A 22,238-nucleotide genomic window follows, 5' to 3' on the forward strand; every position below is an offset into this window, starting at 1 on the left:
TTGACGCGTACGGTGCAAGTGGACACCGTGTCCACTTCTGGGAGGTACCTGTCATGGCCCATCTGCTCCACCTCGATTCCAGCGCCCGCCGCGACTCCTTCTCACGGCAGCTGACCGCGCGCTTCGCCGAGTCCTGGCGCGCCGCTCATCCCGGCGCCGGGTACACCCGCCGCGACCTCGCCGCCGATCCCGTGCCGCTGATCGGCGAGGCGTGGACCGAGATCTGCGACCACCTGCTGGCCCACGGCATCACCGAGCCGGCGCGGTACGCCGAAGCCGTGCGCACCGAAGCGCAGCGCGCGGCCTGGGCGGTCGTCTCGCCGCTGCTCGGCGAGCTGCTGGCCGCCGACCTCGTGCTGATCGGTGCGCCGATGTACAACTTCTCCGTGCCCGCGGCGCTCAAGACCTGGATCGACCAGGTCACCTTTCCGCGCATGTCGCTGGCGGGCCGGGCGTTCGTGGTGGTCAGCGCACGCGGTGGCGCGTACGGGCCGGGTACCCCGCGCGAGGCGTTCGACCACCAGGAGCGCTACCTGCGTGACTTCTTCGCCGGGCACTTCGGGGTCACCGACGTGACCTTCGTCAACACCGAGCTGACCAACGCCGTGGTCGATCCGGCACTGGCCGAACTGGACGGCAAGCGGCGGGCGTCGCACGCCGCCGCGCTGGCCGCGGTCGACCGGCTCGTGTCGTGAGCTGGCTGCTGCTGGTGGCCGCGGGCCTGGTGGAGATCGGGTGGACGCAGAGCATCAAGCCCACCGAGAACTTCACCAGGCCCTGGCCGACCCTGCTGTGCTTCGTGCTCGGGGTGGCCGCGGTCTACCTGCTGTCCCGGGCGATGAACGGGCTGCCGGTCGGCACCGCCTACGCGGTGTTCACCGGCATCGGCGCGGTCGGCGCGATCGCGCTCGGCGTGGTGGTGCACCGCGATCCGCTCAGCGCGGGCAGGCTGGCCGCGCTGAGCCTGATCGTCGGCGGCATCGTGCTGGCCCGGCTCACCGAGCGCTGAGCTGCTGCCACAGGAACTCGTAGGTCAGCGCGGTCTTGAAGGCCAGCTGCTCGTTGTCGGCGGCGGCACCGTGGCCGCCTTCGATGTTCTCGTGGTAGCGCACCGGGTAGCCCAGCTCACGCATGCGCGCCACCATCTTCCTGGCGTGCGCGGGGTGCACCCGGTCGTCCCTGGTCGAGGTGACGAACAGGATCGGCGGATAGTCCCGTCCGCTGTGGACGTTCTGGTACGGCGAGTACTCACCGATGTAGGACCACTCGTCCGGCTCGTCGGGGTCGCCGTACTCGGCCATCCAGGAGGCCCCGGCCAGCAGCTTGTGGTAGCGCCGCATGTCCAGCAGCGGCACCTGGCAGACGATCGCGCCGAACAGCTCGGGGTAGCGGGTGAGCATCACGCCCATCAGCAGGCCGCCGTTGCTGCCGCCCTGGATGCCCAGCCGGTCCGGGGTGGTGATGCCGCGGGCGACGAGGTCCTTCGCCACGGCGGCGAAGTCCTCGTACACCAGGTGCCGCTCGGCCTTCACGGCCTGCGTGTGCCACCGGGGGCCGTACTCGCCACCACCGCGGATGTTGGCCACCACGTACGTTCCGCCCCGCGAGAGCCACGCGCGTCCCATGGCCCCGCTGTAGGACGGCGTCAGCGAGACCTCGAAGCCGCCGTAGCCGTAGAGCAGGGTCGGGCCGTTCTCGGCACCCTCCGGGCGGACCACGAAGTACGGGATCGCGGTGCCGTCGTCGGAGGTGGCGAAGTGCTGCGTCACGGTGACGCCCGCGCTGTCGAAGAAGGACGGCGCCGAGCGGATCGGCTCGGCCTGCTCACCGATCACCCCGCGCACCAGGGTCGACGGCTGGGTGTAGCCGCTGACGTCGAGGAAGTACTCGTTGCTGTGGTCCGGATCGGTGTCCACGATGTCCGCGCTGCCCACCTCCGGTGCACCCGGCAGCGGTTCGTCGGCCCAGCCGTCCGGACCGGGGGTGAGCACCCGCAACCTGGCCTTGACGTCGGACAGCGTGCCGAGCAGCAGGTGGTCGCGGGTCCAGGTGTAGTACTCGAGCGAGGTGTGCGCGTCGGGGCGGAACAGCACGGTCAGCTCGCGCGCACCGGCGAGGTAGGCGTCGAAGTCGGCGGCGAGCAGGGCGCCTGCCGGGTACTCGCGGCCCCCGGTGGTCCAGGGTGAGCGGAGGCGGATCAGCAGCCAGTCGCGGTGGACCGACGGCTGCGCGTCGTCGGGCACGTCGATGCGGGTGAGCGTGCCGTCGGCGGCCCGGAGGTAGCGCTCGGAGCGGTAGAAGTCGATGCTGCGGCCGACGAAGTCGCGTTCGTAACCCTCGGTGAAGTCGTGGTAGGCGAACACCGCCACGTCCTCGGGCTTGCCCTCGTAGACGACCGGGGCTTCGCCGACGGGCGTGCCCCGGCGCCACTCCCGGATGACCCGCGGATAACCCGAGTTGGTCAGCGAGCCGGGGCCGGTGTCGGTGCCCACGAACACGCGGTCGCGGTCGATCCAGCTCATCCGGGTCTTCGCTTCGGGCAGTTCGAAGCCGTGCTCGACGAACTCGCGGGTTTCGAGGTCGAACTCACGCACGACGGTTGCGTCGGCCCCGCCTCGGGACAGCGAAACCAGGCAGCGCCGCAGGTCCGGCCGCAGCACGTTCGCGCCGTGCCAGACCCAGTTCTCGCCTTCGGCCTCGGCGAGGGCGTCGACGTCGAGCAGCAGCTCCCAGTCGGGCCGCGGGGTGCGGTACTCCTCCAGCGTGGTGCGCCGCCACAAGCCGCGCGGGTGCTCGCCGTCGCGCCAGAAGTTGTACAGGTGCGCACCGCGCCGCCGGACGTACGGGATCCGGTCGTCGGCGTCCAGCACCTCGCGGACCCGGTCGCGCAGCTCGCCGAACCGCTCGCCGCCGGTGAGTTCGGCCACGGTTTCGGCGTTGCGGGCCCGGACCCAGTCGAGCGCCTCCTGGCCGGTGACGTCCTCCAGCCAGAGGTACGGGTCGTTGTCGATCTCGCTCATGTCCTCCAGTCTCGCCTACCGGTATCCTCATCACAGCTGCCGAGGGTGGGGGAAATGAACATCGAGCCGATGCCGGGCTGGCCGCCACCCGCGCCGCCACCGAAGAACTCACCCGTCCGGGTGCTGGGGGTGCTCGTGCTGGTGGTGGCCATCGTGGCCGCGGTCGCCCTGCCCGGCCTCGGCGTGCTCACCTTCGGTGAGACGGTCGTCACCGGGCAGGCGCAGGCCGCCGGGACCGGGGTCAATTCGCAGCGCGAGCCGGGCAAGCCGGCGCCGGTGCTGGAGACCGCGGCCAACCCGCTGCTCGCCGAGGGCGTCGAACTGCCGCAGACCAACTGCCAGCTGCCGTCGCTGCGCCGCTCGGAGGAACAGCTCCAGGCGTACTACGAGGCGGCGATGCGCTGCCTCGACGCGGCGTGGAAGCCGGTGCTGGAGGGCGTCGGCGAGCCGTTCTCCACCCCGAACCTGCAGATCAAGGACGACTCGCAGAGCTCGTGCGGTGGATTGCCGCCGAAGGAGCAGGCCACCGCGTTCTACTGCCCGGCCGACAACGCCATCCACATGCCGCGCAAACGCTTGCTGGAGACGGTGGGCACGGTGCAGGCGGCGCACCTGGCGGTGCTCGCGCACGAGTACGGCCACCACGTGCAGTCGCTGAGCGGCATCATGGAGGCCGCGTTCGAGGAGATGTCGGCGCACGGCGAGGACAGCCCGGAGGAACTGCGGGTCACCCGGCGGCTCGAACTGCAGGCGAACTGCTTCGCGGGCTTGTTCCTGGCCAGCACCAGCGGCCGCGGCTCGATCAGCAAGGCGCTCGCGCAGCAGGGGGTCAAGGAGTTCGAGAACTCCATCGCCAGCGACAGCCACGGCACCCTGCCGAACCAGGTGAAGTGGGCCAAGGCGGGCTTCCAGGCGTCGACCTCGGCGTGCAACACCTTCTCCGCCGCCGAAGGCGAAGTCCGCTAGGCAGCCGCGTGGAGATCCACATCGACACCGAGGCGGGCCGCGGGCGTCGGGAGGAGATCTACCGGCAGATCCGCGAGGCGATCCTCGACGGCAGGCTGCGCGCGGGTGAGGCGCTGCCGCCGACGCGGGAACTGGCCGAACGGCTGGCGGTCTCGCGCAACACGGTGAGCGCCGCCTACGACCGGCTCACCGGCGAAGGCTTCCTCGAAGGCCGGGTCGGTGCGGGCACCTTCGTGCGAACCAGCCGGGGCGAACGGCGACCGGCCCGTGGCGCCGAGTTCCCGATCGAGACGGCCGCGGTGTGGGACCGGGTGCGGCTGCCGTCGCCGGCCGGGGTCCGCGCCGAGTACGACTTCCAGGCCGGGGTGCCGGACGTCGGCCGGTTCCCGTTCGACACCTGGCGCCGGCTGCTCGGTGACGAGGTGCGTGCGTCGGCCGCGGCCTCGCTGGGGTACGGCGATCCGGCCGGGCACGCCGGATTGCGGGAGGCGATCGCCCGGCACATCGCGGTTTCGCGGGACGTGCGGGCCGGGCGGGACGAGGTCGTGGTGACCAGCGGCGCGCAGCAGGCGCTCGACCTGATCGGCCGGGCGGTGCTGCGCCCCGGCGACCGGGTGGCCGTGGAAGACCCCGGATATCCGCCCGCGCGGCTGGTGTTCGAGGCGCTCGGGGCCGAGGTGGTCCCGGTCGGCGTGGACGCCGAGGGCCTGCGGGTGGCTGACCTGCCGCGGGGCACCAAACTGGTGTACGTCACACCGTCGCACCAGTTCCCGCTCGGCCTGCCGATGTCGCTCGACCGGCGGCTGGATCTGGTGGCCTGGGCCGGGGAAACCGGGGCGGTGCTGGTCGAGGACGACTACGACACCGAGTTCCGGTACCACGGCAGGCCGCTGGAGCCGTTGTACGGCTTGGACGCCGGCGGTCGCGTGGCTTATGTCGGCTCGTTCTCCAAAGTGCTCTCACCCGGTCTGCGCCTCGGCTTCCTGGTGGCCCCGGCTTCGCTGTGCCGGGTGGTGGCGAAGGCGCGTTTCGTCAGCGACTGGCATTCCGCGGGCCCGGTGCAGGCGGCGCTCGCTCGGTTCATCGACGAAGGTGGCCTTGCCGCGCACGTCCGGCGCATGCGACGGGAGTACCGGCGGCGGCACGACCTGGTGGTTTCCTTGCTGGAACGGGATTTCGCGGACGTGCTGACGCCGATCCCGTCGGCGGCGGGGTTGCACGTGAGCGCCTGTGGTGCTGGACCGGCCGCACCGGTGGCGGCTCGGGCGCTGCGGGCCGGGGTGCTGATCAACACGCTGGACGAGTACGCGGTGCGGCCGGGGCACCGGCCGGGCCTGGTGTTCGGGTACGGCGGCATCCCGTTCGACAGGATCGAAGCGGGCATGGGGCGGTTGCGCGGACTCCTGCACTGAATCCCGCTCTGGTTCGAAACTGTCGTACCCGCGTGCCACCTTGGCTGCATGACCACCCGCATCCCCGGCTTCACCACCCGCCGCCTCGCCGTCGACGGCACCGAGCTGCACTTCGCCATCGGTGGCAAGGGCCCGCCGATCCTGCTGCTGCACGGATTCCCGCAGACCCACCTGACCTGGCGGTCGGTGGCGCCCGCGCTCGCCGAGGCGTACACCGTCGTCTGCCCCGACCTGCCCGGTTACGGCGACAGCGGACCGCCGGGGGAGGGCGTCGAGCACTACTCGAAACGGGCGACGGCGGCCACGTTCGCCGAGCTGATGACCACGCTGGGCCACCAGCGGTTCGCCGTGGCCGGGCACGACCGCGGTGGCCTGGTCGCCTTCCGGCTGGCGCTGGAGCACGCCGACCGGGTGACGCACGTGGCGGTGCTCGACACGCTGCCCGCGGTGGACGTCTTCGGCGCACTGGCCGGTGCCGGTGGGGTGTTCGCCTTCCACCTGTACTTCCTGGCGCACCCGGAACCGTTGCCGGAGCGGATGATCGGGGCGGATCCGGAGGCGTTCTTCGGGCACTTCCTGGATTCCTGGACGAAGGCGCCCGGTGCGCTGCCCGGCGGTGTCCGGGCGGAGTACCTGCAGGCCCTGCGGCGCCCCGAGGTGATCCACGCGATCTGCCAGGACTACCGGGCCGGGGTGTTCTTCGACCTGGAACACGACAAGGAGGACAAAGCGCGCGGCCGGACGCTGCCCATGCCGGCGCTGGCGCTGTGGCAGGACCCGGGCGAAGGCCCGCTGCCGTTCGACCCGGCGGCCGTGTGGCGCTCGTGGGCGCCGGAGCTGACCACCGGAACGCTGGCGTGCGGGCACTTCCTGCCCGAAGAGCGGCCGGAGGAGGTGGTCGCCGCGCTGCGTGACCTCCTCGGCTGAGACACGTCCACCCCGGTGGTGTCCGGTTCGCGACTTTCGTACCCGGCCCGCTGCCCCTAACCTGGTGTGAGCCGGGTCACCAGCGGAGGGAGCAGCTATGCGCATCGCCGACGTGTTGCGGAGCAAGGGAACACTGGTGGCCACCGTGGCGCCGGATGCCAGTGTGACCGAGCTGCTGGCCGGACTCGCCGAACACAACGTCGGCGCCCTGGTGGTCCTGAGCCCGGATGATGCCGTCGTCGGCATCGTGTCCGAACGGGACGTCGTGCGCCGCCTGCACGACCGGGGCCCGGAGCTGCTGGCGTGCCCGGTGTCGGAGATCATGACCACCCTGGTGGCCACCTGCACCCCGGAGGATTCGGTCGACCATCTGAGCGCCGTGATGACCGACCGCCGAATCCGGCACGTCCCCGTGGTCGTCGACAACCGCCTCGCCGGCATCGTCAGCATCGGCGACGTGGTCAAGACGCGCCTCAACGAACTGGAAGAACGCCAAGACCAGTTGCAGGCCTACATCGCCCAGGGGTAACCCCCGCACTCCGCCGAATTCTGCCGCCGCCGTAACCCCAAAGCCAGCGTCAACAACGAAACCAGCCAACGCCCGCCCAGCCCACCGTCTCCGGCGAGCCAACCGCTTTCGGCGAGCCCACCGCTTCCGGCGAGCCCACCGCTTCCGGCGAGCCCACCTTCCCGGGCGAGCCCACCGCTTCCGGCGAGCCCACCGTCCCCGGGCGAGCCCACCGTCTCCGCCGAGCCCACCGTCTCCGGCGAGCCCACCGTCTCCGGGCGAGCCCACCGTCTCCGGGCGAGCCCACTGCCCCCGCCAAGCCAGCTATGCCCGCCAAGCCCGCTATGCCTGTCGAGCCAGCGGTGCCCGTCAAGCAGCCGTGCCCGCTGAGCCTGGCACTGCACCGCCGGTGATTGCCCGCGCTCCCACCCGAACAAGCCCGTCGCAGCGGTGAGCGAGCCGTCGTAATCGGACCAAACTGAGCAAGGCGAACTGGCCCACTCGGCCGAGAGCGGCTTCAACTGAAGAGGCCCAGCCGTGGCAGGCAAAGCCGAGTCAGTCCAGGCCGAGCTGGCTCGGCACAATGAGTTCCGATCGCAGAGCCGGGGTTCAGCGAAGCAAGACCGGGTGCAGTGGCGCGAAGCGGGAGTCAGCCTTGCCAGCGGGCGAGCACGCGGTCGATGGTGGGGCGGATGCGTTCGCGGGCGTCGGCTCGGGGGACGCCGGCCATGAGCAGGGCGTCGTAGTCGGTGTCGAGGTGGCGGATCGAGGCGACCACCGCTGCACGTACGGCGTCCTCGTCGAGTGCGCGGCCTGCGGCCGAGCGGCCCACGCGGCCACTGCCGCGGACGCCCGCGTGTTCGGCGATGGCACGTGCACGGTCGGCGGGGCAGTGCGGGAAAGCCTCTCGGATGGCTGCGGTCAGCTCGGACTGGAACTCGGCGTCGGCGGTGATCCGGCGTTCGGCGTCGCGTTCGCGGCGGCGGGCGCGGGCGTCCTCGTCCGCGAGGCATCGCTGCTCGGCTCGTTCCAGTGCGTCCTCCTCGACGAGCGTGCCGACGCGCTGGTACCGCTTGCGCCGCCGGTTGAACTCGACCACCACGGCGGACAACTTGCTCTCCGTCTTCGCCCGCCGTGACAGGGCCGCGTTGCCCGAGGCCAGGAAGTGCAGGTGGTCGAAGTCGGCGCAGGCCAGGCAAAGCGAGGTCTTGTCCTCTTCGAACACCAGCGAACCCGTGTCACCCCGAAGGCCGCAACCTCCGCACACCCACGCCTTCGCCGCGCGAACGACCACGAGGTCCGGCGCCTTGCTCTGCCGCTCCTGCAACCGTTCGAGCCTTTTCTCCGACAGCTCCGCGGAGACCCAGTGCGTGTGGAAGAGGCGTTCGAGGGTGTCGTCTCCGTCAGCGGTGAACCGCAACGGGCGACGGTCGCGCGTGGCGGCCAGGTAGCTCGCCTCGGTGGCGCGAAGTCCGCGTTCGGCCGCCCAGTCGCTCAAGTAACGCAAAGCGGTGCGCACCTTGCCGGTGTCGACGGCGATGCTGTCACCGAGGTGCGCGAGCTGCCCCCGCCGCCACTCGTCCACACGGGCGGACGGCAGCCACCCGAGCGCGTTGAGCACCTCGAGCGGGACAACCTGGTTCTTCGTCTTCAGCGCGATACCGGCAGCCGAAATCACCCGGCGCTGGATCTTGGGCGGCTCTGGCGTGACCACGGACAGCGAGCTTACTTAGCCCTTCTCCGCACCGGACAACACCGGCGCCAGCGCGCCGACGCCCGCGGTGAGGGCCTGCGCCGCCGCCTCGTAGCTCAGCCGCGAGGGCTGGTGGGTCAGCAGTGCCACCGAGTAGCGATCACCGACCACCCCGGTGGTGTGCAGCACGACGTGCCCCGCCGCCCGCATCCAGCCCTGCTTCACGCCCCAGGTCGTTCCGGGCAGCGCCGCCGGAATGCCGAAGAACTGGTCGAACCCGTCGGCTGCGTGCTCGTCCGGGCCGGTGAGGGCGGCCAGCAGCACTTCGCGGGCGGGCTCCGGGATCCGGTGGTGGATGTACTCGTAGGTGGTGACCACGTCTTGCGCGCTCATCCGGGTCATTTCCCATTCGTCCGAGACGTTCGGGGGAGTGGTGTCCGCCAGCCCGATCAACGCGACCGCCTGCCGCACGATGTCACGGCGACCCCCGGCCGCCCACAGCGAGTCGGCCACCCCGTCGTTGCTCGCGCCGAGCAACTGACCGAGGATCTCCGCGGCACGTTCGTCCGCGGTCCAGCCCGCGTCGTGCAGCAGGTCGATCGCGATCAGCAGCTTCACCACCGACGCCGAGTAGAACGGCGACCCGGCGTTGTCGGCGGCCACCGGTGAGCCGGTCACCCGGTCGAACACCGCCAGCCCGAGTTCGGTGCCCGGTGCGGCCGACTCCACCGCTGCGACCACCGCCGACGCCAGTTCGGCCCGCTCCTCCTCGGTGAGCGGCACCTCCGGCTCAGCCGTGCTGGACGCCGAGGGGCTGTCTGGCGCCAGTGCCACCGTCGATGGCAGCGCCAACGCCAGCTCGGACTTCGGGTCCGGCCCGGTGACCACGGCCAACGAGGTCAACCCACCCGCCACCACCAGGGCGGCGACCAGGCCGAACACCACGGACCGAGATCGCATGCATCCGATATAACCCGATCGAGTGTTTTCCTGCGGTTACCACTTGCTGTCGGTTGCCTGTCGTTACGGTCGCGCCCCCTCCCGGTCCACCGTCGCGGAGATCCGGTAGGCATCGTCGACCACGTGCTGTTGCTGTTCATCGAGGTAGCTGGTGCGGTTTCCGATGAGCTCGGCACTCACCGGATCGATCAGGAGTTCTTCGCGATGGGGCCTCTCGGTGAAGGCGATTGAGGTCGCATGGCGCCCGTCGAAGGTCGTCGTCCCCTCGATGACTTCCGCGCCGGGAACCAGAGCGAGCACCCGGAACAAGCTGGCGCGGAGGTCGGGCGGCGTCTCGGACAGGTGCAGCAGTTCGAGCGCCTTGATCACTACGCGGCGTGTGTCCGTGCCCGGGGCGGATCCCAGCTCGGTGTGGATGCGGTTCAGCAGTGCCTGCGGGTCGCGCGGAGCGGAACGGGCCAGCGCCGCGCTGGGCGGGTCGCCGACGGGCTGATCACCGGCATAGGTGATGAATCTGCCGTACGCGGCACGCTGTTCCCTGGGCGCCGAGGCGCTGTCCTGCGGTGCGAGGTTTTCGATGGCGGTCTTCTGCTCGGCTGTGCATTCGGCTGGCCACTTCGTTGCCTGCGGAAGCCGGACCTGCAACCACTCCGCCGCCGGGTCGGCGGGCCGCCAGACTTCCACCCCCGTCAGCACGCTGTACCGGCAACCGCGCAGATCGACCGCGCTGGTGGCGAACAGGGGAACCTCGGAGGAGAGCACGGTCGACCGGGTGTATTCGTACTGACCGGGTGCCAGCGAGGACCCGCGCTCTGCGGCGACCGCCGCGCGTTCGAGAAGGCCGCCCGCCCCGGGCGGCGTGCTTTCGAGCCCACCGCTTTGCCACAGCATCGGCGTCGCGATCCCGGCCACGAGCAAGGCGCTCGCCGCCACCGGGAGCCATCTCCTTTTTGGCGACCGCGGCCGCGTCACCAAGGGCGTCACCACAGTCGCCGTGCCGACCGCGGCACCACTGCTCAGCGCCAGAACTTTGGCATAACCCGCCTGATAGCTTTCCTCGCTTATCGCCGGGGTTTCCCGATGGATTTCTCCGAGTGCTTTGTCGACAAGTTCGTCTTCACGCATAGCCGTCCCCTTTCGCCTGGGAGGTGTGGGATTCGGACTGGAACGCCCGCGCGCTCTCCCGCAACCGGGCGCGAGCCCGGAACAGGCGGACCCGAACGGTCGTCACCGCCACACCGGTCACCTCGGCGATCTCGGTCGGGCCGAGGTCCGCCCACGCGGTCAGCAACAGGACGTCTCGCTCCTCGGGGCGCAGCGAAGCCACCTCGCCGGCCAGCCGTTCCGCCAGCACCTGTGCGTCCACGGTCTCCACGGCTCGCGTTCCCACGTCATCGTGCGAAACCAGCCGGGCTCCGTGCTTGGTCCACGCGCGGAGCCGGCGTTCTTCGGTCCGGACGTGCTTGCGCAGCAGATTGGTGGCGATCCCGTACAACCAGGATTTGGCCGACGCCCGGCTCGGGTCGTAGTCGGCGCGCTGCTCCCAGAAGATCAGAAAGGCTTCGGCCACCAGGTCGTCCGCGATCTGCGCGCCGACCCGGCGGGCGAGGTAGTGGTGCAGCAGCCGGGCGTGTTCGGCGTACAGCTCGGCGAGCGGCGGTCTCGTGCCGGTCAGGTTTTGCACACCGGTGATTGGTCGCGGCCGCCCGCCGCGTTTCATTCACGCCAGCCGTGCAGCTCCACACCCTTCGACACGTCGACCCGGAACGACAACGCGGCCTCGGCCGAAGCACCCGGCGCCAGCTCGAACCGCCAGGTGACCTCCCCGAGCGAACTCAGTTCCTCCGGCTCGGGGGACGTGCGGACGTCACGCACCACGATCGCCTCATCGCGGGAGACCGGGGCCTGGTCCAGCACGGTGATCGGGGCCAGACGCGGACCGTGGTTCGTCACCGTGATCCGGTACTCCAGCTCCCGCCGTCGCGTGCCGGTCAGCGCCGTTTTTGTGGCGCTGCGGCGCCGCAGTTCCCGCTTCACCCGCAGCCGGTCGTCCACCCCGAGCGCCAGCTCGACCTCTTCGCCCGGCGCCCAGTTGTCCAGCCTGGTGGTCCCGACGAACTCGTTGTCGTGGAACACCGACGCCTTGCCCGGCCGCAGCGTGTGCTCACCGCCGTTGGTCACCGTCGCGCGCAGGTACGCCTCCTCGGCCAGCACCGGCGCGGTCACGTAGCTCAGCTCGGCGTCGAGGCCCAGCGTGGTGATCGTGGTGCGGTGCGACCCGCCGTCGGACGGCACCGCGACCGGCCGGGCGGGCCGGTACGACGCCGCCGCGGCACCCTGCTCGACCTGAGCCGTCAGCTCCGCCATCGGCGGTGCACCGGCGGGCATGGCCATCTCCGGCATCGCGCCCCCGTACCCACCACCGTGCCCGCCCGCGGCGGCGTTGCCCCTGCGCAGGGGTGCGGCGGGCCGGGCCCGGTCGAGGTACCAGGGTTCCGGTTCCGGCACGTGCACGGTGGCGGCCGGTCGTGCGGTGGACAGCGTCAGCTCGCACTCCGGCCAGTCCTCCCCGGTCCGCTGGGTGACCAGGCCGTACCAGGTGAGCCGCACCCTGTCCTCATCGAGCCGGATGTCGTACCCGGACTCCCAGCGCGCGTCGGTAACCACATAGGACAGTTCCAGCTCGACCTCCGCCGCCCCGGCGCTCTCGGCCGCTTCGAGTTCGATCACCACCTCGGTGCGGTCGGGGGCCTGCGCCGTCTGCCGCAGGGCGACCTCTCGATCGACGGCGTCCAGCTCCGCCGCCAGCCGCGCGTGCCGATCGGCCAGTTCACGCCGGCTGGCGAGCACATCGGACAGCTGGGCGGCGAGCGCGTCGCCGATCTCGGCCACCCGCGACGGTTGCGTGGACCCGGCGGCGAGCGCATCGGCGAACGCCCGGCCGGATCGCTGGGCCAGGGTGTGCAGCAGGTCCGCGCGCCCGGTCTCGACCGCTTCGGCGTCGATCACCTCGTCGAGCTTCCGCTTGGCCACGCGACGGCGCTCGAGCAGGTCTTCCAGTTCACGTTCGGTCGGCTGGGCGAAGTACTGCGGCCGGACGTCCACACCGACGATCGAAGCGGGCCCGGTCCCGGAGGCCCGCACGGAGTCCGGCAGCAGGCCGCGGGGCAGCCCGCCGACCGCGAACCGGCCGTCACCACCCAGTTCGGCCCGAGCCCGGCGGACGATCCTGGCGTGCTGCGGATAGACGGTGACGGCGACGATCGGGGCGCGCACGGGGGTCGGCATGAATCCCGACGCTAGCCCAAACGCGGAGCGCCTGTGCCGTCTTTCGTCGGTTAACGCTGGGAAGGGCTTGACACCCCTGTCAGCCGGAGCAAGTGTCATCGCAGTCCTTTCACCACACCTTCACAGGGGGTCCGTGTGAGATCCGCACGCCTTGCCGCTGTGCTCGTCGGTCTGCTGCCGATGGCGCTGGTGCACCCGGCCGGTGCCCAGGCAGCTCCGCCCTCCGGCCCGGTCTTCGAGAACGGACAGGCGCAGCCGGTGTTCGACCCGGCCGACGTCGTCCGCGACAACGTCTGGGTCACCGCGCCGGTCGACAGCGACCGGGACGGCAAGAACGACGAAGTGCACGTCGAGGTGGTCCGTCCGAAGGCCACGCAGAACGGGCTCAAGGTGCCGGTGATCTACCAGGCGAGCCCGTACTACGCCGGTGGCAACGACGTGGCCAACCACAACGTCGACGTCGAGCTGTACGTGCCGGGCCAGCCCAAGCCCGCGGCCGGCCCCCGAGGCCGCACCGCCGACGTCGGCCCATACGCCGCACCGATCACCTGGCGCTACGAGTCCTACTTCACCTCGCGCGGGTTCGCCGTGGTGTACGGCGAATCGCTCGGCAGCGGCCAGTCCAGCGGCTGCCCGACCACCGGCGGCGAGAACGAGACCATCGGTGCCCGGTCCGTGGTCGACTGGCTGAACAACCGGACCTCCGCGCGTGATGCGGCCGGTACCGCGGCGAAGGCGAACTGGACCACCGGCAAGACCGCGATGATGGGCGTGTCGTACAACGGCACCCTGCCCAACGCGGTGGCCAGCACCGGTGTCGAGGGCCTCGAGACGATCATCCCGATCGCGGCCATCTCCAGCTGGTACGACTACTACCGGGAGAACGGTGCCGTGGTGGCGCCCGGTGGTTACCAGGGTGAGGACGCCGACGTGCTGGCCGAGTACGTGCACACGCGCGCCGACCGTGCCGTGTGCCGCCCGGTGCTCGACGAGGTCGCCGCCGAGCAGGACCGGGTCACCGGTGACTACAGCCAGTTCTGGGACGAGCGGAACTACCTCAACGACGTGGGCAAGGTGCGGGCTTCGGTGCTCGCGGTGCACGGCCTCAACGACTGGAACGTGACCACCAGCCAGGTCGCCAACTGGTACGAAGCGCTCAAGGCCCACGGCGTGGAGCACAAGATCTGGTGGCACCAGTCCGGCCACGCGGACCCGTATTCGCTGCGCAAGGAGCAGTGGCTGGCGACGCTCAACAAGTGGGTCTCGCACTACCTCTACGACCTCGACAACGGCATCGAGAAGGAGCCGAAGTCGACGATCCAGCGTGAGAACGGCTCGTGGACCGACGAGGCCGAGTGGCCGGTGCCCGGCACCGCGGAAGCCAAGATCTACCCGTGGCCGGGCGGCAACGGCCGCGGCAAGCTCGACGTGCGCGACAAGATGCCAGGACGCCCGCAGATCGAGCGGCTCGCCGATGACGCCACGAAGACCGTCGAACAGCTCGCCGACCTGGCCAGCTCCGGCAACCGGCTGGCCTACTCGACCACCGCGGCGCGGCAGCCGGTGCGGCTGAGCGGCACGGCGAAGGTGGACCTGAGCGTCTCGTTCGACCGGCCCGCGGCGAACCTGACCGGCGTGCTCCTCGACCGGGCGCCCGACGGCAAGTCCTCGGTGATCACCCGCGGCTGGACCGATCCGCAGAACCGCACCGACCCGGCGAAGACCGAGCCGATCGAGCCGGGCAAGTCCTACCGGGTGTCGTTCGAGCTGCAGCCCGACGACTACGTGCTGGCCGCCGGCCACAAACTGGAGTTCGTGCTGCTGTCCAGCGACCACGACTTCACCCTGCGGCCGAAGCCGGGCGCCGGGGTGGCCATCGACCTGACCAAGACCTCGGTCACCCTGCCGGTGCTCGGGGGCAAGGCGGCACTGCGCGCCGCCTTCTAGGGAATCCACTGCAAAACGGGCCGTTCCGCTGCGGGGCGGCCCGTTTTGTACGGAACGTGTACGCGCGATCGCTTGGCTGATCGCTGACGAAATCCCCGTACCACGGAGGTATCGATGTCTGTGTTGAGACGGCTCGCGGCAGTGGCCGCCACGGTCATTCTGCCGGCGCTGGGCCTGGTGGCGACGCAGGGCACCGCGTCGGCGGCGCCCAACTTCCAGGTGCCGTTCAAGTGCGGCGTCACCGTCACCGCGGCCACGTTCAGCGGGCACAACCCGGCGAACTCGGTCGACTTCCAGAAGTCCGGCATCACCGGCATGCCGGTGGTCGCCTCGGCGGCTGGCAAGGTGACCGTGGTCGGCAACACCGGGTCCACCAGCTACGGCCGGTGGATCGAGATCGACCACGGCGGCGGCTGGACCACTCGCTACGCACATCTGTCCTCCCAGGAGGTTTCGGTCGGCCAGCAGGTCGCGCTGGGCAAGCAGATCGGCAAGGCGGGCGCGACCGGTGGCGTGACCGGTCCCCACCTGCACTTCGAAGAGCGGCTGAACGGGGTGGCGCAGAAGGCGAAGCTGAACGGCGTCTCCGTGCCGTACTACGGCAAGACGAACTTCACCAGCAAGAACAACTGCGGTGGCGGCGGGGGCAACCCGTACACCCCCGAGCAGGTCTGCGGCGCGGGCTTCGACGTGGTGGACTCGGCCAACCTGGGTACCTCGGGCACTGCTTATCTCCTTTACAACGCGAGCAATGCGAACAACTGCGTGACTACGCTGAAATCGGTCTCGCTCGGCACGGCCTCGGCCACTTCGGCGTTCCTGGAAGTCCAGGGTTCGGCCAGGGTGACCGACTCGGGCAACTTCACCTACTACGCCGGCCCGGTGAAGAAGGCCGCTTCGAAAACCTGCGTGAAATGGGGCGGGTCGGTCGGCTCGGCGACCTACGAGAGCCCCTTCGAACACTGCGAATGACAGCTCTGATCAAACTCTGAGTGGGGCATTGCTCGCGGCTGCCGCGGTCAATGCCCCACTCACTGTAGGGCTTGTGGTGCCCGATGGCGAGCGAGGTCGCCGAGTTGTCCACAACTCCGAAGTTGTCCACAGATTGCCCGCGAGCACCCCAGAACCTCCCCAAGCGGCGCACAGTGAAGGCATGACCACCTCGACTCAGCCCACCGCCCAGAACGACCTCCGCATCAGCCTCGGCCGTGATCCCGGTCAGCTGATCGCGGCCGTGCCGCCGCTGCTCGGTTTCCGCCCGGCGGACTCCGCCGTGCTCATCGTGCACAAGCGCGGGGAAAACGGTAAACCCGGCTTGGTCGGGCAGATCCTCCGTGGCGATCTACCGCCGCCCGAACACGCGGAACTCGCCGCCAACCGGTTCGTCCCGCTCGCCCGAGGTCAGTTCGGCGCCACCGTGCTCGTGATCGGGGGTGACAACGAAATGGCGTGCCCGGAATTCGTCGTGGCCATGCGGGAACGGCTGGCCGCGGTCGGCGTGGAAGAACAGCATTTCCTGTGGGTCGGCGAAATCCGCACCGGTGCACCATGGCGTTGTTATGAGGACGCGGAATGCCGCGGCGAACTGCCCGACCTGGAGCACGGCAGGGTCGCGGCCATGGCGGTGCGGGCGGGCCTGGTCGCCTACAGCAGCCGGGAGGCCAGCGCCGCCCGGCTGAACCCCGCCGATCCCAAGGCGATCGAGCGCCGGTCGCGCCTGTTCGACGAGATCGCGGACCAAGCCGAACCCGAGGCACGGGCAATGGGGCCGGAGGAGGGCTTCATCGTGGTGCGGGAAGCGATTCGCCGCACCCACCGGAATACCTTGGAGCTGTCTGATCAGGACGTACTGAACCTGGTGTTCGCCTTGCAGCACAACGAAGTTCGAGATGCGTGCCTCGCGCTGGCCGTATCGAAGCAGGAGGAGGAGCTTGCTTCGGCTGCCGAACAGTTGTGGCTGAGCATGGTGCGCGAATGCCCGCCGCCGGAGCGCGCGCAGTTCGGCACCCTGCTCGCGTTCAGCTGTTATCTGCGCGGTAACGGCACCTTCGCGGGCATGGCCATCGACAACGCCCTGGACGCCGATCCCGGGCACCTGCTCGCCGGGCTGCTGTCCAGGGCGATGGACGCCATGCTGCCGCCGGATCGCCTGAACGACCTCGGCCGCGCCAATCCGGCTCTCGACCTCGACCTGTCCGCGGAATCATCCGGGAAGAGAGGGAAGGAGGAATGACCCTGCTGAGACAGCGGCATGGCGCGGTGGCCGGTCCGAGCGGGTGCCGGAAGCAGGTCCGGCAGCCCGTTCGGTGGTTGACTCGGCGCTCGCGCCGGATCGTCGGTGTGGCGCGAAAGAGCGTGCCGGGGTGGTCAGGCCGGGTTCGCCGCGCCGCGGCGTTCCTGGGTGAACCGCCAGGCGTCGGCAACGATGCCGGTCAGGTCGGCGCGCTGCGGCTGCCAGCCCAGTTCGGCACGGGCCCGGTCACTGGCGGCGACCAGGACGGCGGGGTCGCCGGCGCGGCGCGGGGCGACCACGGCGGGCACCGGGTGGCCGGTGACCTCGCGGCAGGCGTCGATGACCTGGCGCACCGAGAAGCCGGTGCCGTTGCCCAGGTTGTAGATGCGGTGCTCGCCGGCGGTGGCGTGCCGGAGAGCGAGGAGGTGGGCGTCGGCGAGGTCGGCGACGTGGATGTAGTCGCGGATGGCGGTGCCGTCCTCGGTGGGGTAGTCCTCACCGTAGATCTGGATGCGCTCGCGGTCACCGGTGACCACCTGCAGCACCAGCGGGATGAGGTGGGTTTCGGTGCTGTGCCGCTCACCGAATTCGCCGTAGGCGCCGGCCACGTTGAAGTAACGCAGGCTCACCGCGGCCAGGCCGTGGGCGCGTGCGTAGGTGGTGATCGCGTTGTCCACGGCCAGTTTGGTGGCGCCGTAGGTGTTCGTCGGCAGGGTCGGCGTGGTCTCCGGGATCGGCGACACCTCCGGCTCGCCGTAGGTGGCCGCGGTGGAGGAGAAAACCAGCCGGGGGGTGCCGTGCTCGCGCATGGCATCCAGCAACTTCAGGGAGGTGACCACGTTGCCGTGCCAGTAACGAGCCGGATCCTGCATGGATTCGCCCACCAGCGACTTCGCGGCGAAGTGCAGCACGCCGTCGAAGCCCTCGGCGAGCAGGGTGCGCAGCGTGTCCGCGGCGTCACCCTCGACGAAGCGGGCGCCCTCGGGCACCGCGTCGGCGTGGCCGGTGGACAGGTCGTCGACCACGACGACCTGGTGGCCGGCTTCGAGCAGCCGCTTGGTGCAGACGCTGCCCACGTAACCGGCGCCGCCGGTGACGACCAGCTTGAGTGGCGTGTTCGGGTTGTCGGTAGGCATCTGCTCGGTGGCCCTTCGGTGCGGCGGAACGGGTCGGGGTTGGCGAAAAGTCTCCACCCTGACCGACGTTCCGGCGCACCCGGGGTTGCCTTATCCGGCCCAGGTGCCGGGTGGGTCCTGGCGGGCGCCGGGGGAGGGGACGGCGACAAAAAGGCGGGGTGCTTTCAACTCCGCGCGCTCGAACTCGGCCATCACGTTGGCCTCGACCTTCGCCAGGTCGGCTTGGGGTACCAGGGCGATGGCCGAGCCGCCGAAGCCGCCGCCGGTCATCCGGGCGCCCAGGGCACCCGCCGCGCGGGCCGCTTCGACGGCGACGTCGAGTTCGAGGCACGAGATCCGGTAGTCATCGCGCATGCTCACGTGGGAGGCGTCGAGCGAAGGACCGATTTCGGCCAGGCGGCCGGCGCGCAGGAGGGCGACCACGTCGAGCACGCGCTGGTTCTCGGTGACCACGTGCCGGACGAGCGGGCGCAGGTCCTCGGGCAGCCGGGCCGAGGCGTCGTCGAGGCCGTCGAGCTCGAGGTCGCGCAGGGCCTTGAGGCCGAGCAGGTCGGCCGCGCGTTCGGTGCCCCGGCGGCGGTCGCCGTAGCCGGACTCGGCGAGGTTGTGCTTGGCCCGGGTGTCGATGACCAGCACCCGCAGCCCGGCCGTGTCGGCGTCGAAGGGGACCTGCTCGATCTCGCCGGAACGGACGTCGAGGAACAGGACGCAGCCGTCGACGCAGCGCATCGAGGCGGTCTGGTCGAGCACGCCGGTGGGCACACCGACGAACTCGTTCTCGGCGCGCTGGGCGAGCCGGGCGATCTCGGTGCGCCTGGCGTCTTCGGGGTCGGGCTCGCCGGCCGCGCCGAGCAGGGCGAGGGCCACGGCGCACTCCAGCGCCGCGGACGAGGACAGCCCGGCGCCGGTGGGCACGTCGCCTGCCAGCACGATGTCGGCACCGCGGTCGTAACCCTGGGAGCGCAGCACCCAGGCGACGCCTGCCGGGTAGGCGACCCAGCCCTCGATCTGACCCGGTTCCAGCGCGGGGATGTCCATCGGGTCCGCCTGCTGCACGCGGCCGTCCGAACCGAGGGTCGCGACGGTGAGCACCTTGTCGTCCCGTGGCGCGACGGCGGCGGCGAGCCGGTGCGGCAGGGCGAACGGCAGCACGAAACCGTCGTTGTAGTCGGTGTGCTCACCGATCAGGTTCACCCGGCCGGGAGCCGAGAAGACCCCGATGGGCTCCTTGCCGTGGAGCGAGCGGAACGTGGCAGCGGCGTCGCCTGCAGCGCTCACCGGGCCTGCGCCAGGACCGCGTGCAGGACCGACGGGGCGACCTGGACGCTGATGCTCTCGCCGGTGATCTCGATCGTGGAGCCCGCGCCGTTGGCCCGGCTCACGCTGACCGTCTGGCCGGGGACCAGGCCCACCGAGTTCAGCTCGGTCATCAGGGTCTCGTCCTGCTGCACGTGCTCGGCGATCCGGCGGATCTCCACCTTGCCACCGCCAGCGCGGGCGAACTCGTCCAGGCGGACCAGGTCGGATTCGACGTCGGGGGCGGGGTCACCCGCGCCCAGCTTGTCCAGGCCGGGGATGGGGTTGCCGTACGGGGAGGTGGTGGGGTTGTTGAGCAGCTTGACCAGCTTGCGCTCGACCGCCTCGCTCATCACGTGCTCCCAGCGGCACGCTTCCTTGTGCACGTGCTCCCACTCGAGCCCGATCACGTCGAGCAGCAGGCGCTCGGCCAGCCGGTGCTTGCGCATCACCGCGATGGCCAGCTCCCGGCCGTGGTCGGTCAGCTTGAGGTGGCGATCGTCGGCGACGACGACCAGGCCGTCGCGCTCCATCCTGGCCACCGTCTGGCTCACCGTGGGGCCGCTCTGCTGGAGACGCTCGGCGATGCGGGCGCGCAGCGGAACGACGCCCTCCTCCTCGAGCTCGTAAATCGTGCGCAGGTACATCTCTGTGGTGTCGATGAGCTCGTTCACGTCTGTCCCCTTCGTCCGCGTCTCTCATGGTAGTCGCTTTCCCCGACGACTACGGCAGGTGAGGTGGAAAACCCCGCTCGGGCGACCGGGCTGCGCGGGTGGCCCGGCCTGCTGGAAGATGGCCGTATGTCCCCCTTGATCACGACCGCGGAGCTGGCCGGGCTGCTGGACGGCCCGCCCGATTCGCGACCCACCGTATTGGATGTCCGCTGGCGGCTCGCCGGGCCTCCCGGGGTCGAGTCGTTCCGTGCCGGGCACATCCCGTCGGCGGTGTTCGCCGACCTCGACACCGCGCTCGCCGGGCCGCCGGGTGAGGGTGGCAGGCACCCGCTGCCCGAGCCCGAGGTGCTGCAGGAAGCGCTGCGTTCGGCTGGGCTGCGCGAAGGCAAGCTGGTGGTCGCCTACGACGACGCCGATTCGTCGGTGGCGGCCAGGGCGTGGTGGTTGCTGCGCTGGGCCGGGCACACCGAGGTCGCCGTGCTCGACGGTGGGTTCGCCGCCTGGGAAGCCGAGGGCAGGCCGGTCACCACGGAGGAAGAGTTGCCGGTGCGCGGGGACATCGTCGTGCGGCCCGGTGGCATGCCGGTGCTGAACGCCGACGAGGCCGCCGAACTGGCTCGTGACGGTGTGCTGCTCGACGCTCGCGCGCCGGAGCGGTACGCGGGCGAGACCGAGCCCGTGGACCCGCGAGCCGGGCACATCCCGGGGGCTCGCAACGCGCCGTTCAGTGCGCACGCCGGTGCCGACGGTCACTGGCGCGCACCCGAAGAACTGGCGCGGCACTTCGCCGAGGTGGGTGTGGGCGCGACCACGCCGGTGGGGGCCTACTGCGGATCCGGGGTCACCGCGAGTTCGGTGGTGCTCGCGCTGGAGATCGCCGGGCACCCGGCGCCCGCCTCGCTGTACACCGGCTCGTGGTCGCACTGGTCACGGGATCCGGAACGGCCCGCGGCCACCGGTCACGAGCCCGGCTGAGCGCCGCCGGACGCACTAGGGTTTCGGGCATGCACCCCTCCGCCGTCGTCTGGGATCCCGCGTTGCTGGGTTACGACCTGGGTGGGGATCACCCGTTCAACCCGGTGCGCCTCGAACTGACCATCCGGCTCGCCCGTGAACTGGGCGTGCTGGAGGACGTCGAGCTGCTGGTCCCCGAGGCGGCGACGGAGAAGGAGCTGTACCGGGTGCACGTGCCCGAGTACCTGGAGGCGGTCAAGCAGGCCCCGATGGCGGGCTGGGACGTCGGCCACGGGCTCGGTACCGCGGACAACCCGGTGTTCTCCGGCATGCACGACTCGGCCGCGCTGGTGGTCGGCTCCACCCTGCTCGGCGCGCGCAAGCTGGCCGAGGGGGAGGCCGATCGCGCGGTCAGCATCGCGGGTGGGCTGCACCACGCGATGCCCGATCGGGCGTCCGGCTTCTGCGTCTACAACGACTGCTCGATCGCCATCTCCTGGCTGCTGGACCACGGCTTCGACCGCATCGCGTACGTGGACACCGACGTGCACCACGGCGACGGCGTGCAGGCCGCCTTCTACCACGACCCGCGGGTGCTGACGATCTCGCTGCACCAGCACCCGTTCACGCTGTGGCCCGGCACCGGCTACTCCGCGGAGACCGGGGACGGGGAGGCCGAGGGCACCGCGGTGAACCTCCCGCTGCCCCCGCACACCAGGGACCCCGGCTGGCTGCGGGCCTTCCACGCGGTGGTGCCGTCGCTGCTGCGCGAGTTCCAGCCGCAGTTGCTGGTCACCCAGTGCGGGGTGGACTCCCACGAGGAGGATCCGCTGGCCGACCTGTCGCTGTCGGTGGACGGGCACCGCGAGATCTACCGCACGCTGCGGGAGCTGGCGCAGCGGTACGCCGGCGGCAAGTGGCTGGCCGTCGGCGGTGGCGGGTACCAGCTCATCCGCGTGGTGCCGCGGTCGTGGACGCACCTGCTGGCCACCGTGCTCAACCGCGACGTCAGCCCGGAGACCCCGGTGCCGCCGAACTGGCGCGAAACCGTCGGCCGGGCCGCGCCGAACGCCGAGCTGCCGCTGAAGATGAGTGACGACGCCGACACCGCCTACCGCCCGTGGGGCGACGGGCAGGACGATCCGGTGGACGTCGCCATCCGCGACACCCGGCGCGCGGTGTTCCCTTCGCACGGTCTCGATCCCGACGACCCCAGGGACTGAA

Annotated in this window: 20 protein-coding genes; 11 read left to right on the forward strand and 9 right to left on the reverse strand. The window is 70.8% G+C overall.

Annotation, left to right across the window (positions count from 1 at the left end):
• Positions 1-53: 53 nt before the first annotated feature.
• Positions 54-695 (forward strand): FMN-dependent NADH-azoreductase, encoded by a 642-nt coding sequence (locus AC07EG_RS09905; RefSeq protein WP_478252664.1) that lies wholly within the window; start codon positions 54-56, stop codon positions 693-695.
• Positions 692-1,009, forward strand: coding sequence for a DMT family transporter (locus AC07EG_RS09910; protein ID WP_478252665.1), 318 nt, complete (start codon positions 692-694; stop codon positions 1,007-1,009). The genes AC07EG_RS09905 and AC07EG_RS09910 overlap by 4 nt, the downstream gene beginning before the upstream one ends.
• On the opposite strand, the gene AC07EG_RS09915 is transcribed toward AC07EG_RS09910, so the two are convergent.
• Positions 996-3,020, reverse strand: a complete 2,025-nt coding sequence (locus AC07EG_RS09915) for a prolyl oligopeptidase family serine peptidase (RefSeq protein ID WP_478252666.1) — start codon at positions 3,018-3,020, stop codon at positions 996-998. The two genes, AC07EG_RS09910 and AC07EG_RS09915, sit on opposite strands and share 14 nt — an antisense overlap.
• Before the next feature lie 54 nt (positions 3,021-3,074).
• On the opposite strand from AC07EG_RS09915, the gene AC07EG_RS09920 reads away from it, so the two are divergent.
• From AC07EG_RS09920 to AC07EG_RS09935, 4 genes are all read left to right on the forward strand, one after another.
• Entirely contained in the window at positions 3,075-3,986 is a 912-nt protein-coding gene (locus AC07EG_RS09920) for a neutral zinc metallopeptidase (protein WP_478252667.1), read from the forward strand.
• Positions 3,987-3,994: 8 nt separating this feature from the next.
• A complete protein-coding gene (gene pdxR / locus AC07EG_RS09925; RefSeq protein WP_478252668.1) occupies positions 3,995-5,398 on the forward strand; it encodes a MocR-like pyridoxine biosynthesis transcription factor PdxR in 1,404 nt (467 codons plus the stop codon).
• Positions 5,399-5,446: 48 nt separating this feature from the next.
• Positions 5,447-6,325 (forward strand): alpha/beta fold hydrolase, encoded by an 879-nt coding sequence (locus AC07EG_RS09930; protein ID WP_478252669.1) that lies wholly within the window; start codon positions 5,447-5,449, stop codon positions 6,323-6,325.
• A gap of 97 nt (positions 6,326-6,422) precedes the next feature.
• Positions 6,423-6,854 (forward strand): CBS domain-containing protein, encoded by a 432-nt coding sequence (locus AC07EG_RS09935; RefSeq protein ID WP_478252670.1) that lies wholly within the window; start codon positions 6,423-6,425, stop codon positions 6,852-6,854.
• Between the two features lie 628 nt (positions 6,855-7,482).
• Here the strand turns inward: AC07EG_RS09935 and AC07EG_RS09940 are convergent.
• The 5 genes from AC07EG_RS09940 to AC07EG_RS09960 form a co-directional block, all read right to left on the reverse strand.
• The gene (locus AC07EG_RS09940; RefSeq protein WP_478252671.1) at positions 7,483-8,547 is read right to left on the reverse strand and encodes a DUF2293 domain-containing protein; all 1,065 of its coding nucleotides are present in this window, start codon (positions 8,545-8,547) and stop codon (positions 7,483-7,485) included.
• A gap of 15 nt (positions 8,548-8,562) precedes the next feature.
• Complete coding sequence (locus AC07EG_RS09945) at positions 8,563-9,486, reverse strand: serine hydrolase (RefSeq protein ID WP_478252672.1); 924 nt, start codon at positions 9,484-9,486, stop codon at positions 8,563-8,565.
• A 63-nt stretch (positions 9,487-9,549) separates the two neighbouring features.
• Entirely contained in the window at positions 9,550-10,611 is a 1,062-nt protein-coding gene (locus AC07EG_RS09950) for a CU044_5270 family protein (RefSeq protein WP_478252673.1), read from the reverse strand.
• On the reverse strand, positions 10,604-11,170 hold the full coding sequence (locus AC07EG_RS09955) for an RNA polymerase sigma factor (RefSeq protein ID WP_478252674.1): 567 nt from the start codon (positions 11,168-11,170) through the stop codon (positions 10,604-10,606). The genes AC07EG_RS09950 and AC07EG_RS09955 overlap by 8 nt, the downstream gene beginning before the upstream one ends.
• Positions 11,171-11,202: 32 nt before the next feature.
• The gene (locus AC07EG_RS09960; protein ID WP_478252675.1) at positions 11,203-12,774 is read right to left on the reverse strand and encodes a DUF4139 domain-containing protein; all 1,572 of its coding nucleotides are present in this window, start codon (positions 12,772-12,774) and stop codon (positions 11,203-11,205) included.
• Positions 12,775-12,909: 135 nt separating this feature from the next.
• On the opposite strand from AC07EG_RS09960, the gene AC07EG_RS09965 reads away from it, so the two are divergent.
• From AC07EG_RS09965 to AC07EG_RS09975, 3 genes are all read left to right on the forward strand, one after another.
• The gene (locus tag AC07EG_RS09965; RefSeq protein ID WP_478252676.1) at positions 12,910-14,721 is read left to right on the forward strand and encodes a Xaa-Pro dipeptidyl-peptidase; all 1,812 of its coding nucleotides are present in this window, start codon (positions 12,910-12,912) and stop codon (positions 14,719-14,721) included.
• A 114-nt stretch (positions 14,722-14,835) separates the two neighbouring features.
• Positions 14,836-15,693, forward strand: coding sequence for a M23 family metallopeptidase (locus AC07EG_RS09970; protein ID WP_478252677.1), 858 nt, complete (start codon positions 14,836-14,838; stop codon positions 15,691-15,693).
• Between the two features lie 181 nt (positions 15,694-15,874).
• Positions 15,875-16,954 carry a DUF4192 domain-containing protein gene (locus AC07EG_RS09975; protein WP_478252678.1) on the forward strand — a complete coding sequence of 360 codons (1,080 nt, stop codon included), beginning with the start codon at positions 15,875-15,877 and terminating at the stop codon, positions 16,952-16,954.
• A gap of 134 nt (positions 16,955-17,088) precedes the next feature.
• Here AC07EG_RS09975 and galE read toward each other — a convergent pair whose 3' ends face one another.
• The 3 genes from galE to AC07EG_RS09990 form a co-directional block, all read right to left on the reverse strand.
• Entirely contained in the window at positions 17,089-18,090 is a 1,002-nt protein-coding gene (galE, locus tag AC07EG_RS09980) for a UDP-glucose 4-epimerase GalE (RefSeq protein ID WP_478252679.1), read from the reverse strand.
• Positions 18,091-18,180: 90 nt separating this feature from the next.
• The gene (gene galK / locus AC07EG_RS09985; RefSeq protein ID WP_478252680.1) at positions 18,181-19,368 is read right to left on the reverse strand and encodes a galactokinase; all 1,188 of its coding nucleotides are present in this window, start codon (positions 19,366-19,368) and stop codon (positions 18,181-18,183) included.
• Positions 19,365-20,060, reverse strand: a complete 696-nt coding sequence (locus AC07EG_RS09990; protein ID WP_478252681.1) for an iron-dependent transcriptional repressor DtxR — start codon at positions 20,058-20,060, stop codon at positions 19,365-19,367. Before AC07EG_RS09990 ends, galK begins: the two co-directional genes overlap by 4 nt.
• Before the next feature lie 126 nt (positions 20,061-20,186).
• Here AC07EG_RS09990 and AC07EG_RS09995 point away from each other — a divergent pair, with 126 nt between their 5' ends.
• Together AC07EG_RS09995 and AC07EG_RS10000 are read left to right on the forward strand one after the other, a co-directional pair.
• Entirely contained in the window at positions 20,187-21,035 is an 849-nt protein-coding gene (locus tag AC07EG_RS09995; protein WP_478252682.1) for a sulfurtransferase, read from the forward strand.
• Positions 21,036-21,064: 29 nt separating this feature from the next.
• Entirely contained in the window at positions 21,065-22,237 is a 1,173-nt protein-coding gene (locus AC07EG_RS10000; protein WP_478252683.1) for an acetoin utilization protein AcuC, read from the forward strand.
• Position 22,238: the final 1 nt, after the last annotated feature.

The sequence above is a fragment of the Amycolatopsis sp. NPDC045836 genome (genome assembly GCF_056431745.1).

Excerpts from the sequence above, each read along its gene's own strand:
- AC07EG_RS09930 (WP_478252669.1), top strand. The coding sequence starts at position 5,447 with ATGACCACCCGCATCCCCGGCTTCACCACCCGCCGCCTCGCCGTCGAC.
- AC07EG_RS09995 (WP_478252682.1), top strand. The coding sequence starts at position 20,187 with ATGTCCCCCTTGATCACGACCGCGGAGCTGGCCGGGCTGCTGGACGGC.
- galE (WP_478252679.1), bottom strand. The coding sequence starts at position 18,090 with ATGCCTACCGACAACCCGAACACGCCACTCAAGCTGGTCGTCACCGGC.
- AC07EG_RS09960 (WP_478252675.1), bottom strand. The coding sequence starts at position 12,774 with ATGCCGACCCCCGTGCGCGCCCCGATCGTCGCCGTCACCGTCTATCCG.
- AC07EG_RS09935 (WP_478252670.1), top strand. The coding sequence starts at position 6,423 with ATGCGCATCGCCGACGTGTTGCGGAGCAAGGGAACACTGGTGGCCACC.
- AC07EG_RS09950 (WP_478252673.1), bottom strand. The coding sequence starts at position 10,611 with ATGCGTGAAGACGAACTTGTCGACAAAGCACTCGGAGAAATCCATCGG.
- AC07EG_RS09970 (WP_478252677.1), top strand. The coding sequence starts at position 14,836 with ATGTCTGTGTTGAGACGGCTCGCGGCAGTGGCCGCCACGGTCATTCTG.
- AC07EG_RS09975 (WP_478252678.1), top strand. The coding sequence starts at position 15,875 with ATGACCACCTCGACTCAGCCCACCGCCCAGAACGACCTCCGCATCAGC.
- AC07EG_RS09905 (WP_478252664.1), top strand. The coding sequence starts at position 54 with ATGGCCCATCTGCTCCACCTCGATTCCAGCGCCCGCCGCGACTCCTTC.
- AC07EG_RS09945 (WP_478252672.1), bottom strand. The coding sequence starts at position 9,486 with ATGCGATCTCGGTCCGTGGTGTTCGGCCTGGTCGCCGCCCTGGTGGTG.
- AC07EG_RS10000 (WP_478252683.1), top strand. The coding sequence starts at position 21,065 with ATGCACCCCTCCGCCGTCGTCTGGGATCCCGCGTTGCTGGGTTACGAC.
- AC07EG_RS09915 (WP_478252666.1), bottom strand. The coding sequence starts at position 3,020 with ATGAGCGAGATCGACAACGACCCGTACCTCTGGCTGGAGGACGTCACC.
- AC07EG_RS09920 (WP_478252667.1), top strand. The coding sequence starts at position 3,075 with ATGAACATCGAGCCGATGCCGGGCTGGCCGCCACCCGCGCCGCCACCG.